Below are 15,932 nucleotides of genomic sequence, written 5' to 3'. Positions count from 1 at the left end.
CGCATAGATCGCCCCAGACTACTTCTGTCTTCAAGACAATCTCTGTGCAGATCGTCGCTGCTGCACACGAGATTTGGATGCACGCATGTAGAGTTCGAAGCGCTGCCTCATCTAACATGATCTGGGCCAAGCTAAGATTGAGGACGATACGCCTGGATGGCGGCTTTGCGCCACTAGGGGGCAGTAATAAAGTTTTCCGGCACGATGCTTAGAAACGAAAGTCATCGATTGCGTATTGTCCTGCTCACCGCAATAACCGCAAACGCCCTTTCAACTCCGACACACTTCGAGGTCGTTCCGATGCAGTTGCGCTACAGAGTTGGAACGTGTCAGCTCAATTGGCCTGCACGCCGGAATTCTTCACGATCGGCGTCCATTTGTTCACCTCGCTTGCGACAAAGGCCTTGAATGCCGCTGGCGTCGATCCTTGAACGACGAAACCCTGCGCTGCGAAAAAATCCTTGATGTCGGGAGATTGCATGGCCTTGATCACCTCCGCGCCCAGCTTTTCGACGATGTCGGGCGGCGTGCCGGCCGGAGCAAACAAGCCCTGCCATGACGACGCCTCGAAACCCGGAAGTCCCGCTTCATCCAGGGTCGGCACGTCTGGCAGCAGGGGAAGCCTCGTCTTCGAGGTAACGGCAAGTGCGCGCACCTTTCCCGCCTGGATCTGCGGCATCAGCACCAATACGTCACCGAATGCGGACTGGATCTGACCGCTCATGAGGTCGGTGAGCATGGCCGCGCTGCCGCGGTAAGGAATGTGCACCATCGAGGCGCCGGTAACCTGCTTGTACATCTCGCCGGTGAGATGCATCGAGGTGCCGTTGCCGGGCGAGCCGAAACTCAGCGCGTCCGGTTTCGACTTGGCCAGAGCGAGAAACTCGGCCGCCGTAGTCGCCTTGACGTCGGGGTTGACGGCGAGCACGAGCGGCGCGCTCACCATGATCGACAATGGCGCGAAATCCTTGACCACGTCGTAGGGCAGTTTGGGGTACAGGGGCTGTGCGATGGCGTTGCTGCCAGTCACACCCGCCAGCAGGGTGTAGCCGTCGGGTGCAGATTTGGCCACGAAGTCGGCCCCGATAGTGCCGCCGGCACCGGGGCGATTATCGACCACGACCGGCTGGCCCCAGCCGGCGGCGAATTTTTCTCCGAGACGCCGCGCAAGCACGTCGGTGCTGCCGCCGGACGCGAAGGGCACAACGATATGAATCGGCTTGTTCGGGTAAGTTGCTTGCGCATAACCCGACGCAGGCAGAAACACCGCGAGACTGGCCAACGCCAGCGTCGTGCGGAGCGACATCGGGAAGCGGATCATGGATAACTCCTTGCAAGTGTGTCGGCGGATCCAACTGGAGCGAGAGATCCCCAGCCACCACCGCCAGCGGTTTCGATGATCAGCACATCGCCTGCGGACCACGCGATGCGGGCGCGCGCTGGCAAGAACTCCACCGCTCCGCCCACACGCAAAACCCGGGCCACCGAATTTGCGCCGGCGTCGCCGCCTTGCACACCGCGGGCGCGGCCGACATGGCGTTCTCCGCGATAGGCAATCCAGCCCTCACCTTCGAGCAGACGATAGGCGCGTCTGACGCCGTCACCGCCGCATTGCATGCCGGCGCCCCCGCTACCGCGGCGGATCTCGTAGCATTCCACGCGCAGCGGCGCTTCGGTCTCGATCACCTCCAACGGCGTATTACGGGCATTGCCGACGTCGGTGGAAACGCCGGCGCGGCCAGACGCGTTGACGCTGGCGCCGGCGCCGCTCGCGATGATCTCGGTGAACATCCAGCGTTGCCCGTCCATCCGCGTGCCGCTGAGCGCGAGGACAGTGGCCACACCGGCGTGTGGCGCCACGCCCGTCCCGCTTGCCGACTGCGACCAGGCACCGAGGATCGCGTTGCAGGCCAGCTTTACGGTTGCCGTGCGCGCATTGACTGCCGCCGGCAACATCGGATTGACCAGGCTGCCGGGCGGAAGCTTCAGCGTCAGCGGCGCCAGGCAGCCCGCATTGTTGGGAGCATCAGGCGCCAGCGTGCGCATGAAGAACAAGGCTGCAGACAGCATGGCCGCCGGCGATGCGTTCAGCGGTCCACGGACCTGCGGCGCGCTGCCGTCGAAGTCGATGACCAGCGCATCGCCCTGCTTGCGCAATGTCACGGCAATGGTGACCGGTGCGGTGTCGATGTCGCTGCCGTCGAGCTGGTCGCGCCAGCTCCACGCGCCATCGGGCGCAGCTCGGAGGGCCGCCCTTGTCATGCGTTCGGTCTGCGCAAGCAAGGCATCGCAGACCTCCATGAAACGAGGTCCGGTGTGTCGCACGATCTGCTTCACTTCACGCGCGCCCTGTGTCAGCGCAATCCATTGCGCCGCGAGGTCACCGCGCAAATTATCCGGCATGCGCGAATTGGCCACCAGGATGGCGTCAATGTCGGGCTGCACACCGTCGGCGCTGCGCCAGCGCACCGGAGGAATGCGCAAGCCTTCCTGGTAGACTTCATTGGCGTCAGGCGGGATGGAGCCGGCGGCCATGCCGCCCACATCCTGATGGTGCAGATTGGCGGCAGCCAAGGCAATCACCTCGCCACCCTGGAAGATCGGATGCACCAGCGCGAGATCGGGCAAATGCGTGCCGCCGGACCAGGGATCGTTAAGCAGATAGGCGTCGCCCTCAGACATCGCGGCCAGCGGGAAACGCGCGAGCACACCGGCCACGGCCGGAATCAGCGATCCCAGCAACAGCGGCAGCGAGCGGGCCTGAGCCAGCATGCGTCCGTCCGGCAGAAACAGCGCCGCGGCGCAGTCGCCGCTCTCGCGGGCTATGGACGATACGGCAGCGCGCGTCATGCCGGCCTGCATGCGATCGGCCGTGCCCTGCAGCGCCAGTCGCAGCGGCTCCATGCGCAGAGCGATCTCCAGATCGTGTGCTGGTGCGTGCGCGGGCGGCATCAGGCCTTCGCCTCCAGCGCCAGTGTTTGGTCCGGCATGAGCCACCAGGACCAGCCTGCGGGCACCCATACGGTGGTCATCGACGCGAATAGGGCATGCGGCCCCTCGCCCTGCGGCGGCAGCGGATCCCAGAGGCCATCGCTCGCCGCCAACTGGACAGCGGCCTCCTCCGGATCGGCCAGCATGCCAAGCGCCGCGATCACGCTGGCATGCGGCATCACCAGCACACGACGGATGCCGGCGCTCTCGGCCACTTCGGCCGCATGTTGCGCGCCGCCGCCGCCGATGGCGACGAGCACCGCGTGAGCGGGATCGAGGTTGCGCTGGAAGGCGTGGGTCTTGAGCGCCTCTGCCATTTCGGCCGCGGCCGCGCTCACGACGGCCTCCGCCGTTCGAGATACAGACAGACCGAGCGCGGCGGCGATGTCGCCGAGCGCGGTCTCGGCCGCCGCGCGGTCCAGCACGATCCCGCCTGCCAATCGCGGCGGCAAACGATCCAGCACGCACAGCGCATCGCTGAGTGTCGGTAAGTCACCGCCCAGACCGAAGGCGGCTGGCCCCGGCCAGGCGCCTTGCGAGCGCGGCCCCAGCCGCAATGCGCCGCCCGGCAGCACCGACACCAAGCTGCCGCCGCCGATGCCGATGGAGGTGATGTCCACGCAGCGCTGGCGGATTGGCAAGCTGCCACATTCCAGCGCATCGGTGAATGTCGGCCTACCCTCCAGGAGCAGACTGATGTCGGCGCTGGTGCCTCCCACATCCATGACGATCGCGGGTCCGGACGCGCATGTGCTGATGCTGGCGGCCACACCCTGCAGCGCCGCGCAGGGACCGGACATCGCGAGGCCGATCGGCTGTTCCGCGAGTTCGCGCCAAGGCGCGGTGCCGCCGGACGATCGCATTACGCGCGGTGTCGGCAGGCCGCGCGCCGTCAACGCGTCAGCCAATGCATGCAGGTAATCTCCCGCCAGCGGCCTGGCATAGGCGTCAAGCGCTGTCGTCAGCCATCGCTCGAACTCCCGCGGTTGCGGATCGACCTCGCAGGACAGTGAAACATACAGGTCCGGCAGACGCGCATGCAGCGCGGTGCGCACGGCACGTTCGTGGTCCGGATTGAGGTGCGAGAACAACAGGCCAACCGCCACGGCGCGCACCCCGGCGGCGCTCACCGCATCGGCGATCGCATCCAGCGCCGACAGGCCAAGCGGTTCGACCTCGCGCCCGGCGGCATCGATCCGTCCGGAGATTTCGAAACGGAGCGGCCCCGGAAACAGTTTTGCGTCGGGCAAGGCTGGCGCGATGACGGGCTCGTACAGCTCCTTGCGATCCTGCCGCGCCAGTACAGGCACATCGCGCATGCCGCGCGTGAGCACAAGGGCGACCGGCGGCTCGTTCAATTCCAGCAGCAGGTTGGTGATGACGGTCGAGCCGTGCACGACCCGTCCGACATCGCCTGCCCCGATGCCCGCCTGCGCGCGCAACAGATCGAGCGCCTCGACGACCGTCTCCGCCAGCGGGCCCCCGGCGCGCGGATGTTTGAGTGAGGCGATCTGTCCGTCGTGTCGCAAGGCCACTGCATCGATGAACGTGCCACCCATGTCCGCCGCAAGCGACCAGGACGGGCTCAACGGAATCGCTCCGGCGAAAACGGCGTGAGATCCACCTGCGTCGGGCGTCCCGCCACCAGATGCGCGATCTCGCGGCCGGTTGCCGCGCCCATGCACATGCCCATATGGCCGTGGCCGAAGGCGAGCCACGCGTTATCGACCGCACGGACCGGACCAATCACGGGCAGACTATCGGGATGACAGGGACGATGACCCATCCAGCGCGTGTAGGACGACGTGTCGAGGTGCGGGAACAGCTGCTGCCCCTGACGTAACAGCGCATCGGCGCGCGCCATGTTGGGCGCGGCTTTCAGGCCGGCGAATTCCACCGTGCCGGCCAGCCGAAGGCCCATGGCCATCGGGTTGACCATCAGATTGTGCTCCACCGCCATCACGGTGTGGCGCAAAGTCAGGTTCGAACTCTGCACGGTGACGTGGTAACCGCGCTGTGTCTCCAGCATCACCGGGCTGTCGAGCGATGCGGCCAACGCGCCCGACCATGCACCGGCCGCCACCACCACGCCATCCGCCGCCAGCGGCTCGCCGCGTTCCAGCCGCACGGCCGTGACGCGCTTGCCCTCACGCTCGAAGCCGCGAACGCGGTCGCGGACGTGGCGCGCGCCGTCCGTGATGCAGCGATTGTAAAGTACCTTGACGAGGGCAGACGGGTCGGACGTGGAGCCGTTCTCGGGCGCCAGGATGCCGAAGCGGAAGCGTCCCTTGAGGTCTGGCTCGAGAGTTTCGAGCTCATCCTGATCGACGTCCTGCATCTTGACGCCCAACGATCGCCGCAGGTTCATGCCCCATGACCACTGCGTTGCGGTCTCCCGCGACGAAAAGACGTAGAGGCAACCGCTGCGCCGCACGAGCTCCTGCGCATCGGCATGGGTGAGCAGCGGATCGTAGCAATCGAAGATTGGCTCCAGCAGTGTACGCAACGCGGTGGCGATACGCGTCACCTCTTCGCGCGACGAATGATGCAGCAAGCGCAGGAGCCACGGTGCCACCCGCGGCGCATAGGCCCAGCGCACCGTCAGCGGCCCCAATGGATCCAACAGCCAGCGCGGAACCTTCTTCCACATGCCCGGCATACCCACCGGCAGGCAGGCGCTGGGCGATAGCGAGCCCGCATTGCCGAACGAGCAGGCTTCGCCCGCCTCCAGCGGATCGACGAACGTCACCGCATGTCCGTCGCGCTGCAGCCATGCGGCCGTGCAGGCGCCAACGATTCCAGTCCCTATGACGACAATGTGCATGGGGACGAATTCTGGAAAATAACTCCCCCATCACACAAGCGAATTCTTCTAATACTCTCATCAGGCTTTCTGATACCCAAACCACGCCAGCGGGAGACTCCTATGCGGCCCGACGTTCTCTCCAATCTCAGCCTGCGCCAGATGCGGGCCTTCGCCGCGGTCGCGCGGGCCGGCAGCTTCACGACGGCCGCGCGGCAGATCAACCTGACGCAATCGGCCGTCAGCATGCTGGTCCAGCAGCTCGAGGAGACCCTCCACCTGAAGCTCTTTGACCGTGGCCCGGTCGTGCTGCTAACCGCCGCCGGCCAGCAATTGCTCCCTTTTGCGCGTCGCATCCTGGATGACGTTCAGCAGATCGCCGAGGGCGCTTCGGACCTTCGCCTGCTTCGTACCGGTCTGCTACGCGTGGCCGCGCCGCAGATGCTGGCATGTACATGGGTGGCGGCGGCGCTGGGCGAATTCGAACAGGCTCATCCCGACGTCGGCCTGCGCGTGACCGACGCGATGGCGGATGAGGTGGTGAGCATCGTGCGCCGGGGCGAGGCGGAACTGGGTGTCGGCCCCGAGCGCGCCACCGGCGACGATGTCACCAGCACGTTCCTGATGGATGTGCCGATCCGTCTGGTCTGCGCGGCGCGCAATCCGCTGGGGCGCCAACAGGCAGTCTCCTGGAAAAAACTGCGCGACGCGCGCTGGGTGATTTACTCCAGCGAGTTCAATCGGCATCTGGAACGCCTGCTGCACGAGCACGATCGCTCACTGTCGATGCAGACCGCCGTCGAGGTCCAATATCTCACCACCGCACTGGCGCTGGTGGGTGTTGGCACCGGCCTTGCCGCCGTTCCGGACTACGGGCAAATCTTCGCTGCGAATTTCGACGTGCGCTTCATCAAGCTCCGCGCCCCGGAAATCAACCGTCGCTACTACATCTACCAGCGACGCGGTCTCGTGCTCTCACCGCCTGCGGAAGCCTTCGTCAAGCTGCTGCGCCAGCGCGCGGCATGCAACGATGGATGAGGCTAGGCGAACGGATTTACCGGGTGTCCGAGACAACAGCTGCTCGCAATGACGAAGTATGAGGAATCCGCAAAACACACTGTCACTCTCCACGTAGGCGGGAATCCAGCACGTCGCAGCTTCTTGAGCAAACCATAGCTATTTCGGATTACTAGATCGCTCGGTCAGCTCAACGCCCAAAGGCGCATCACGTGATGATGCGCCTCAGTGAGAACTTAGAGATCCACCTGCTCCGACATGGCCAATGCGTCATCTATCTCAATTCCGAGGTAACGTACGGTGCTCTCAAGCTTGGTGTGACCTAGGAGCAGTTGAACCGCGCGAAGATTTCCGGTTTTCTTGTAGATCTCAGACACCTTCGTTCGGCGTAGCGAATGGGTTCCATAGCGTCTTCGATCTAGTCCAAGGCTGACTACCCATCGATCAACGATCCGCCCATATTGTCGGGTAGACAGATGAGGTTTAGCCAACTTACGGCTGGGGAACAGGAAGTCTGACGAAAGCAACTTCCGCGAAGCAATCCACTTCTCAAGACTGCTCTTTGTCTGCTCCGATACCTCAAAATGGACCGGGCTCCCCGTTTTCTTTTGAATAACCGTTGCCCGACTCCGCAATAAGCCGGAGATCATCAAGTCTCGAACTCTTATGCATGTCAGATCGCACGCGCGGAGCTTACTGTCGATTGCGAGATAAAGAGGGCAAGCTCTCGGAGGTTGGAGGCAACTTCCAATCTCGTTCTCATCCCCCAAACCTCTCTCGGTTTGAGCGGAAGTTTCTGGCCAACAATTTGACCTTTGTTCCAGACAGGCATGGAGTCGGCTCCGATGCCAACCCGTCCCTCCACGTCGCTCCCTACGAGCGACGAACGAATAGAAACTTACCCCAAATGACGGCTTTGCGCGGTGAGTTCAACCGATCGCTGCAACACATTCGGCAAACCTCTCAGCCGGCGTCTGATAAAGCAAGGTTTTCCGTGGTCGCTCATTGAGCTGCCTTGCAATGGCGCTGAGCCTGGCTTGGCTGTGCAAGGAGAGATCGGTGCCCCGCGGCAGATATTGGCGCAGCAACCTGTTGGTGTTCTCGTTTGATCCGCGCTGCCATGGGGAGCGAGGGTCACAAAAATAGATATCGACGTCGGCGGCCAATGCCAGTCGCTGATGGTCGGCGAGCTCCTTACCTCTGTCCCAAGTCAGGGACCTGTAAAGTTCGCTGGGCAACCGCCGCGATTGCTTGATCAACGCCGAGACAACGCTTTCGGTATCTTTGTTCGCGACTTTAATCAGCATCACATAGCGCGAATGCCGTTCAACAAGCGTTGCGATATAGCTATTCCTCGATCCACCGATCAGATCGCCTTCCCAATGGCCAGGGACCGCACGATCATCGACGGAAGGCGGTCGTTCACTGATGGATACGGCGTTCTTGATCTGGCCGAGCCCGTTCCGTTTCATGCTCGCATGCCTGGAGCGACGAACCGTACGCTTTGCTCTCAGGTGCTCAAGAAGCTCCTTTTTCAGGACGCCGCGCGCCTGGATGAACAGGCTGCGATAGATCGTCTCGTGTGACACCTGCTTTTCGGGCTCCGCCGGGTGCGTCCGCTTCAGCCAGCCGGCAATCTGTTCCGGCGACCAGTGCCTCCCCAACAAGGTCGATACTGTCCGCCTCAAGAACGGACGACAAGCCAGCTTGCAGAGCTTGGGTCGCCGCGATCGATCCCAGGCGGCCTGATCGGACCGGGCTGCCCGATAGCGATCCGCCCCACCATTGCGTCGGACTTCACGGCTGATGGTTGAAGCCGATCGTCCCAAATGACGTGCGATCGACCGCAAGGAGCGGCACATGCTGAGCCAACGAGAAATCTCCTCCCGTTCAGACAGACTAAGCGCTCGCTTGGCACGGCACCGATCCGGCGGCCGGATACCGCCAGTCGGCGATATGATCGAGAATACCAATGAGGAATCGCGGTCAAACCGGCGTCCGATCGAACTCATCGGTTCGCCTGCTTGCCAACGATCCCAGATCTCGGATCGTTGCGCCGCCGAGTAGTTAATGCGTTGTCGCCGGTTCATGTCCGCACTCCATCTTTGCTACAAGATTAGAGTGTTGCACCGACCAATTGAGCCCACTGGATTTAGCGGACGTCGCGTATGCAGAACACCCCAACGGGAATCTGAACGAAGTGATGACGATAGGCACGCTAGTGTGCGGTCGGCTGTTCTCGATCCGGTTCGACGTCCGAGGAGTTTCGAAGCAATATGGCTCAGGGGCCGGCGACTGACATTTCGTCCTTTGCCAGATGGGGTATGCAGCCCCTGCTCAAATATATCGTTGCTTAAACTGGCTGCTAATTCACCGTTGCCAAATACAAACTGGAATCGAAATAGTCCGTGGCCGGCGTCGCCGTTGTGACGCCAGCTTCCACCACGAAGAAATCGCTGACTTGCTGCAGCCATTTTGTAACCGTGCCGTCGGCATAAAGCCGTTTCCACTCCCGTGACGAGAACATCTTTTGCGCCTTAAGCGCCTCTGCTATGTCGGCAATCGAGGCGTTCTGATAGTGCCGCTGGTGAAGAGACTCCGCTGCGGCCTTGGGATTCCGCAACATGTGGTCGTTGGCGGTCGCCCAGCCTCGGATGATCCGCTGCAAGACGTCCTTGTGCGCGGCATAATACTCGTGCCGCGCGACCCAGCCGCCAACCACTGCCGACTGCGGATAGAAGGCGGACGCATCCACCAGCTTGATGGCATCCGGGAGCTTGTCGCGGACGCTGAGGTTAAACGGCACCCACAACGCAACGGCAGGCACCTCTCCGGCAATGAACGCGCCCACGGCTTGCGACATGTTGCTGTTGACCACTTGAACGTCGGCGAGGCCAAGGCCGTTAGCGCGCAAGGCGCGGTCCAGAAAGATATGCGCCGTGGTCCTCGTCGTTGTCGCGATGCGCTTGCCACGGAGATCGGCGAAGGATTTGACCCCGCGGTCCGGGCGAACCCAGAGCTGTGCAGTGGCGATCTCGATATCGTTGATCAGAAAGCCGCGGCCAGCACCGAGCGCGAGATAGTTCGAAATCACTCCGCCCGCCGACAGCACATCCACCTCTCCCCGCGCCATGGCCTCGAACGCTTCCGGCCCGGTATTGCACTCGACAAGCTCGAAATCGATACCCTGTTTGTCGAACGAGCCCAGATCGAGGCCGGTGAAGATCTGGCCGTCGACGGCGACGACATGGAGGTATCCCAGCCGAACGCGTGTTCGCGCTTGCGCGACCGCAGGAGCGGCAAAGGCGGCGCCTGCCGCAAGCCCACCGGCCAGGATCTGACGCCTGTTGAAAGGACGGAGCACGCGCGTCATTGCATCGCTCCGCTCGCAACGCGGCGCGGCGCTTGTAATTCCACGCGAATCCGTTCCGCATGGTATTGCGCAACACCATCGTCGGGATACTGGGCAAGAAAGTCGGTGACCCCCACGAGGGCCACGGCCGACTTATCCTGCCGGATCGCGGCATAGACGATTTCCCAGCGCTGGCAGAAGGCATGCTCCGAAGCTCCATCCGCCTCGCAACGCAGTTCAAAGATCCGCACGTCCTCCGCAAAGCCCTTCGGCTTGATCTCGTCGATGCTGCGGAAAGAAAAGCGTCCTTCGACGCGCTCCTTCACGGCGGCGCTGACCAGCACCTGTGTCCCATAATTTTTGTTGAGCCCTTCCAGACGCGCGGCGAGGTTAACGGTCGCGCCGAGCGCAGTGTAATTCATGCGGTCGGAGGAACCGACATTGCCGACGACCGCATCGCCTGCATGCAGACCAAAGCGGGTGCCATAGGCGGGCCACCCGGCGCCGCGGAACTGTTCGTTCAGCTCGCCATTGCGTTTCACACAGGCGAGCACGGCCTCGCAGGCATGGACGACGTGGTGGGGATCATCGTCTGGCGCGTTCCAGAACGCCATCACGGCATCGCCAATGAATTTATCGATCGTGCCGTGATATTTCATGATAACCTCGGACAGCGCCGCGAAATAGCGCGACGTGAAGATCATGACTTCCGACGGATCGGCCTTTTCCGTCTTGGCCGTGAAATCGGCGACATCGGTGAAGAGCACGGTGACTTCCCGCCGCGTTCCCCCGAGCTCGATCGACGCTCCGGACTCGATGAGCTGCCGCACGATTGGCCTTGGCACAAAACTGGCGAAGTTTCGTATGACAGTCCGCGTCGCAAAGACCGAGCGGCCGAGCTCGTTGATCTCATCGATGACGGAATGCAGGCGCGGGCGATCCGCGAGCCTGAAATGCTGAATCTCGTCGGTTTGTTGGGCGAGGCTGCGCAGCGACCGCGCGAGCATGGAGCCAAGCCAGATCGCCAGTGGCAGCATTCCGAGCACAAAACCGAGAGCCAGCGCAAACAAGCCGCGCCGCTCCGAAATGATCTTTGCGAAAAATTCGTCGAGTGGCGCGATCACAGCGAGCTTGATACCGGCATTGCCCGCGGTCTCGATACCGTGAAAGGCGGCGACATAGGTTCGTCCGGCATCGTCCGCAAAAAACTGCTGAGACGCACCGCCCTTTCGCCACGTCTCAACCGCCTGCGAAAGACCGGGCAGCCTGATCGCACTCATTGACGGCAGCTCGTTGCCGCGCTCGGGAATTTCCTCCATCAGCCGGCTCATCTCGGGATGCGCAACGATCCGCGCCGAATCATTGAATAGAAAGGCAACCCCGGAGTCGCCGAGCCTTTGCTCGTCCAGCATTATCTCAAGGCGATTGAGCAGGAGATCGGCGGCCACTACGCCGCGGCGGCCCTCCTTCAGCGCTGTGCGCAAAGTATAACCGGGCTGGCCGGTCGCAAAGAACACATACGGCCCGGTCAGCAGTGTTTTCTCATCCTTGAAGGCCTCGACGTACCAGGGCCGCTGACGAGGATCATAGGTCGTGGGGCCCTTGGTTTCGGCAACCTGGATCAGGTTATCCGATAGGAAGATAGTGGCGGGCGATGGCGATGCGTTGCCGGTGCGTGAAATGATGACCACGCGGAAGGCGGCATCCTCATCCACGCCGAGGCCTGCACGGAAAGCCGGCTTGGCGCGGTCGATCACATCCATTTCAAGAAATGAGCCGTCCTCATAGCCGACATAGAGATTGAATATCTGCGGGTTGTTGCGCAGCATCGAGGCCATCAGACTGTAGAGTCGCGAATTGTCTTCGATCTCCGCCGACTGGATCGACGGAAGGCCGGCGAGAATTTCGAGGCTGTCGCGCACGTTGCGGAATTTGGAATCGATCCGGTCGGCGCCGAGCTGCGCCACCTTGTCGATAAAGGTACTTGCCGCCGTCTGCGTGATCAGCGACACACGGCTGAAGCTGAAATAGACCAGCGTCAATCCGACAAACAGTACCACCGCCACGAACAGCGTGACGATGGATGTACGAAACCCGATACGAAGTGGGCGCCGCTCTGCTGAACGCTTGGTAGTCATCTCAGGACTCAAAACGGATTGACATAATTCAGGATCGCAATCTGTCTCAACAGCACCTTGCGAATGATATGCGTTGCCTTGACGTGGTCGGTGAAGATCGCGGCTTCACCGGCACTTCCTGCCGGCAACTGCGCCGCAATCCCGGCGTCATCGAGCTTCACGCGGGCGACGAACGGCGCGGATTGCACCGCTTTCGGCATCACGGCAATACCCGACGTCTGGGTCTGCCCTGTGGCGACAGCTTGCAGGATACTTTCCACCCGCCCCGTATAGATCTTGCCCGGGAGAAACTTGAACGTGACCTCGACCGGCTGGCCACTTCGCAGATATCGCGCATCGTTCTGTGCGATTTCGACGCCGACAATCGTATCCGACGTATCGATGAAAGCCATCACCGGTGACAGAGGGAGATTTGCCACCCGCGCACCCTTACGCAGCGCGACGTTGGTCACATAGCCATCGGCCGGTGCGCGCACGATGGTCTTGTCCAGATTCCACCGCGCGCTGTCGCGCTGTGCAGTCAGCTGATCGACCTCCGATTGCCGCTGCTCAACATCGAAGCCGCGGCCGGAATCGCGCTCGAAGAGCTGCGTCATCTGGGCAAGACGCATATCCGATAGTTTGAGCTGCGCTTCGATCCCCCTGACCTGGGCCTCAAAGGGCACCGGATCGATCCTGAAAAGCACATCACCTGCCTTGAGCGGGGTATTGGCCGCGACCGGAACATCGATCACCTCACCGGCGACGTCCGGGACGATGGAGACCGAGTGACGAACCACCAACGCAGGCCCCTGCGGCGCGCCCCATCCCATCGGAATGAACAGCAACAGGCTCAAAAGCAGAAGGACAATGAAAGGAGAGCATTTCCAGAAGAGGTTGAAACGAACAATACCAGTTCGCACAAGAACGAACAGCAGAACCAGATAAACCGCCATGATCGCGATCATCATGATTGCTGCTCCCTCTTGCTGGAGACAGGGACATCGACGTAAGCCCAGATGAGCGCGACCGGCCAGAGCGCGAAGCCGCAGATCAGGGTCACCCAGCCCGCGACCGTCACTGCCTCCGCCTGCCGATGACCGCGGGTTTTCGCGATGTGCCCGGGCAGCCAGCCGGCGATACAGAACACCGCGACCGCGCAAGCCATGAGTATGATCAGGACAATCCAGGCGAAGATGTCGAATCCGCTCATCTAGGCCTCCTTAATTGACCGCTTGCGCCTCCGGGAATTTCCATTTCCCGCTGAGGATTTCGGCGCGCGGACGATAGAGTCGCACGGTGTAGTTCCAGCCCTTCATGATCGGCAAGCAATTCGGGATTTTTCCGTCACAGCCGCCGAAATGGATGCTCACCGAACCATCGGCATTCTTTTTTGAAGTAAGGTTGTTGAGCGAATAGGCGTTGTACGGGTTTTTCTCGTAGTAGCCGGCGGCATTGTAGAGACTGACGGACCAGAACGCATCGACCGGCACGTCCTTGACGTTGAGCTTGTAGATTGTGTTGCCGTCATTCTTCGATGGCGAGAAGCTGAGATAGGTCGCGTCCTTATCGGGATTGCCTCCCCAGCCCGCGGACGTCCCGATCAAATGCCTGATAGGATCGACCTGCCCTTTGGTGCCGAAGGCATGCGAGAAGCCGCCTGCATATTTCGCCAGCACCAGAAGCGCGTCGTGGATATCTTTCCGGGCGGCCTGATCCCAATTCGGCAGATCGAGCTTCCCTTCACCTTTCTGGCTTGCCTTGATCGCGTCTTGCAGATCGTGAACCTGCTTGAGGTCCTCGGGATTGTTTGGATCGACGAGCGTACGGACGCCAGCCACGGCGTAACCGCGTGCCCACATTCTCCTTTGTCAATTTGTGCGATCCGGCACCATAATAAACGGCCGGAACATAATGGTCCTCGTTAATAATTTGCAGCGACATAAAGCGCTTGCCCGCGTTCGGCATCGTGACGGTCACAGGCCCCGCGTCGAGGTCGAACACGGCGAACGAATAGAGCGTGTCGCGATTAAGGCGAATGACCGTTTGATTATCGATGCTCGCCGGCTCACGGTTATGCTTGAACTTTCCCAAACTTCCTTCTTTGAGAAGATTACCGATATAGGCGTCGGACTCGGCACGGGCAAAGTTATCCAGCGTGACAGGCACGGTGACGCCCGCTGGTGATTGAGCCTGCGCGGCAACGACTGCGGCGCACACCAATCCTGAAACAAAAAGAGTAATAAGTGTCTTCATGACGAAAATTCCTTTCGTGTTCAGTTCACAGCCTGCAATAGCGAAGTCGCTTGTAATTACCGTCCTCTCTCACATCACCGCTTGACCAACGGCGGCGGGTAATAGGTGCCGTTCGCCACGCCTTCTGTCGGGCGATAGAACCGGAATGTGAGGCGGTACTTCTGCCCTTTCGGCGTCGGCAGCCAGTTGCCGTCGGGCGCATCGGCAGGCTTCTGATCGGCAAAATAGAGCGTCAGCGAACCGTCAGCGCCGTATTGCAGCTTCGACTGGTTGTTGATCAGAAACCGGTTGATTGGATTCGGCAGCACGCGGAAACGGTGACCGTCCACGGCGATCACCGACCAGAAGAACGTCGCATACTGAGCCGGCAGCCCATCCTTCGGAAAGGTCAGTGTATAGACGTTGTCACCGCTGATCTCGGCTCCGGCCTGATCGAGGCTTCCTCGATAGTAGAGAACTTCCGGCTTGATATTGGCCCAGATGCCGCCGTTGTTGACCAACGTTCGCGCCAGATAATCGAGGCCATATTCTCCAACAACACCGGGACGTGCCCAGCCGTTCTGCACCGTGCCGTGGCCGATGATGGCCCCGGCCTTACCCAAGTCGGCGAATGCACGGATACGGATCACCTGATCCACGCGCGCGCGTTCGGCAGGGTCCTTGATGGCCTTGGCGATGGCGCGAGCCTTCTGGCCCAACGCTTCCAGCCCGACGCTGAGATCAACCTCGCTGTCGAGTGCAATATCGGCTGCCTCGAAAGCTTCGACGCCCGGCAATGTCTCAAGCTCGAATATCGGCGTCTTGGGAATGTCCGGAAGTTTCGGCGCGCCTGTTGCCTGGAACTTGAACTGATGTTGCAAGGCGATTGCCGCCTCCGGATCGGAGCCAAGCTCGACCCGGGCAAGCACGCGAGAATATTTCACCGGCAGATCGATGCGCGTCGCTCCCGCAGGGATCGCAACGTTCGCGCCCCTGAGGCACATGGCAAACTCCCCGAACGGCCGCTTGGGAAAGAGGCGCTCATTGATGTTGGCTATTGTCTCGCCCCAGCCATTGAGGAAGTGGACCGTGTAGTAGCGTCCCTCGACCTTCGGCAGGCTGACGATGGTGCAACTGCTGTCGTCGACAGCGACCCAGGCTTCGGAGTAGGCAACATCAAGATTGGGGTTGGGCCAATCCACGGCGCCGGGCTTGCGATGCACCAGCTCGTTCCATTTAAACCCTTCCTGGAAATCAAGTTGCTGCTGACGCGTGACCAACAGCCGGCCGAGAAGATAGATATACGCGTCACTGATATCCTGGTCCGTGATGCGGGCGGGTTGCGGTTGGGCGTTCGCCGCCCATGCCGTCGTCAAAAGCAGAGCGAATGCTGCGCAAACAAATCTGTTCATGACCC

11 protein-coding genes and 2 pseudogenes are annotated in these 15,932 nt (G+C 61.5%); 1 reads left to right on the top strand and 12 read right to left on the bottom strand.

What is annotated here, in order from left to right; all coding sequences use genetic code 11:
- Positions 1-334: 334 nt before the first annotated feature.
- The 4 genes from RSO67_RS25800 to RSO67_RS25785 are packed head-to-tail and all read right to left on the bottom strand — an operon-like array spanning position 335 to position 5,815.
- A complete protein-coding gene (locus tag RSO67_RS25800; protein ID WP_315841163.1) occupies positions 335-1,321 on the bottom strand; it encodes a tripartite tricarboxylate transporter substrate binding protein in 987 nt (328 codons plus the stop codon).
- Positions 1,318-2,952 (bottom strand): hydantoinase B/oxoprolinase family protein, encoded by a 1,635-nt coding sequence (locus tag RSO67_RS25795; RefSeq protein WP_315841162.1) that lies wholly within the window; start codon positions 2,950-2,952, stop codon positions 1,318-1,320. The genes RSO67_RS25800 and RSO67_RS25795 overlap by 4 nt, the downstream gene beginning before the upstream one ends.
- Positions 2,952-4,580, bottom strand: a complete 1,629-nt coding sequence (locus tag RSO67_RS25790) for a hydantoinase/oxoprolinase family protein (RefSeq protein ID WP_315841161.1) — start codon at positions 4,578-4,580, stop codon at positions 2,952-2,954. The genes RSO67_RS25795 and RSO67_RS25790 overlap by 1 nt, the downstream gene beginning before the upstream one ends.
- Positions 4,577-5,815 (bottom strand): NAD(P)/FAD-dependent oxidoreductase, encoded by a 1,239-nt coding sequence (locus RSO67_RS25785; protein ID WP_315841160.1) that lies wholly within the window; start codon positions 5,813-5,815, stop codon positions 4,577-4,579. The genes RSO67_RS25790 and RSO67_RS25785 overlap by 4 nt, the downstream gene beginning before the upstream one ends.
- Before the next feature lie 102 nt (positions 5,816-5,917).
- On the opposite strand from RSO67_RS25785, the gene RSO67_RS25780 reads away from it, so the two are divergent.
- On the top strand, positions 5,918-6,832 hold the full coding sequence (locus tag RSO67_RS25780; RefSeq protein WP_315841159.1) for a LysR family transcriptional regulator: 915 nt from the start codon (positions 5,918-5,920) through the stop codon (positions 6,830-6,832).
- A gap of 215 nt (positions 6,833-7,047) precedes the next feature.
- Here the strand turns inward: RSO67_RS25780 and RSO67_RS25775 are convergent.
- From RSO67_RS25775 to RSO67_RS25740, 8 genes and pseudogenes are all read right to left on the bottom strand, one after another.
- Positions 7,048-7,643, bottom strand: a pseudogene (locus RSO67_RS25775) (tyrosine-type recombinase/integrase).
- A gap of 97 nt (positions 7,644-7,740) precedes the next feature.
- Entirely contained in the window at positions 7,741-8,901 is a 1,161-nt protein-coding gene (locus tag RSO67_RS25770; RefSeq protein WP_315840826.1) for an IS30 family transposase, read from the bottom strand.
- Positions 8,902-9,176: 275 nt separating this feature from the next.
- A complete protein-coding gene (locus RSO67_RS25765; protein ID WP_315841158.1) occupies positions 9,177-10,184 on the bottom strand; it encodes an ABC transporter substrate-binding protein in 1,008 nt (335 codons plus the stop codon).
- Positions 10,181-12,301, bottom strand: coding sequence for an adenylate/guanylate cyclase domain-containing protein (locus tag RSO67_RS25760; RefSeq protein ID WP_315841157.1), 2,121 nt, complete (start codon positions 12,299-12,301; stop codon positions 10,181-10,183). The genes RSO67_RS25765 and RSO67_RS25760 overlap by 4 nt, the downstream gene beginning before the upstream one ends.
- Positions 12,302-12,309: 8 nt before the next feature.
- Positions 12,310-13,251, bottom strand: a complete 942-nt coding sequence (locus RSO67_RS25755; RefSeq protein WP_315841156.1) for an efflux RND transporter periplasmic adaptor subunit — start codon at positions 13,249-13,251, stop codon at positions 12,310-12,312.
- Entirely contained in the window at positions 13,248-13,493 is a 246-nt protein-coding gene (locus RSO67_RS25750; RefSeq protein WP_315841155.1) for a DUF3302 domain-containing protein, read from the bottom strand. The genes RSO67_RS25755 and RSO67_RS25750 overlap by 4 nt, the downstream gene beginning before the upstream one ends.
- A 10-nt stretch (positions 13,494-13,503) precedes the next feature.
- A pseudogene (locus RSO67_RS25745) lies at positions 13,504-14,536 on the bottom strand (DUF1254 domain-containing protein).
- 74 nt (positions 14,537-14,610) lie between these two features.
- On the bottom strand, positions 14,611-15,927 hold the full coding sequence (locus tag RSO67_RS25740) for a DUF1214 domain-containing protein (RefSeq protein WP_315841154.1): 1,317 nt from the start codon (positions 15,925-15,927) through the stop codon (positions 14,611-14,613).
- Between the last annotated feature and the right edge of the window lie 5 nt (positions 15,928-15,932).

The sequence above is a fragment of the Tardiphaga sp. 709 genome (assembly GCF_032401055.1).
Lineage (GTDB): Bacteria > Pseudomonadota > Alphaproteobacteria > Rhizobiales > Xanthobacteraceae > Tardiphaga.
The sequence above is the reverse complement of the archived record's forward strand: the minus strand, read 5'-3'. Positions and strand labels throughout refer to the sequence as shown.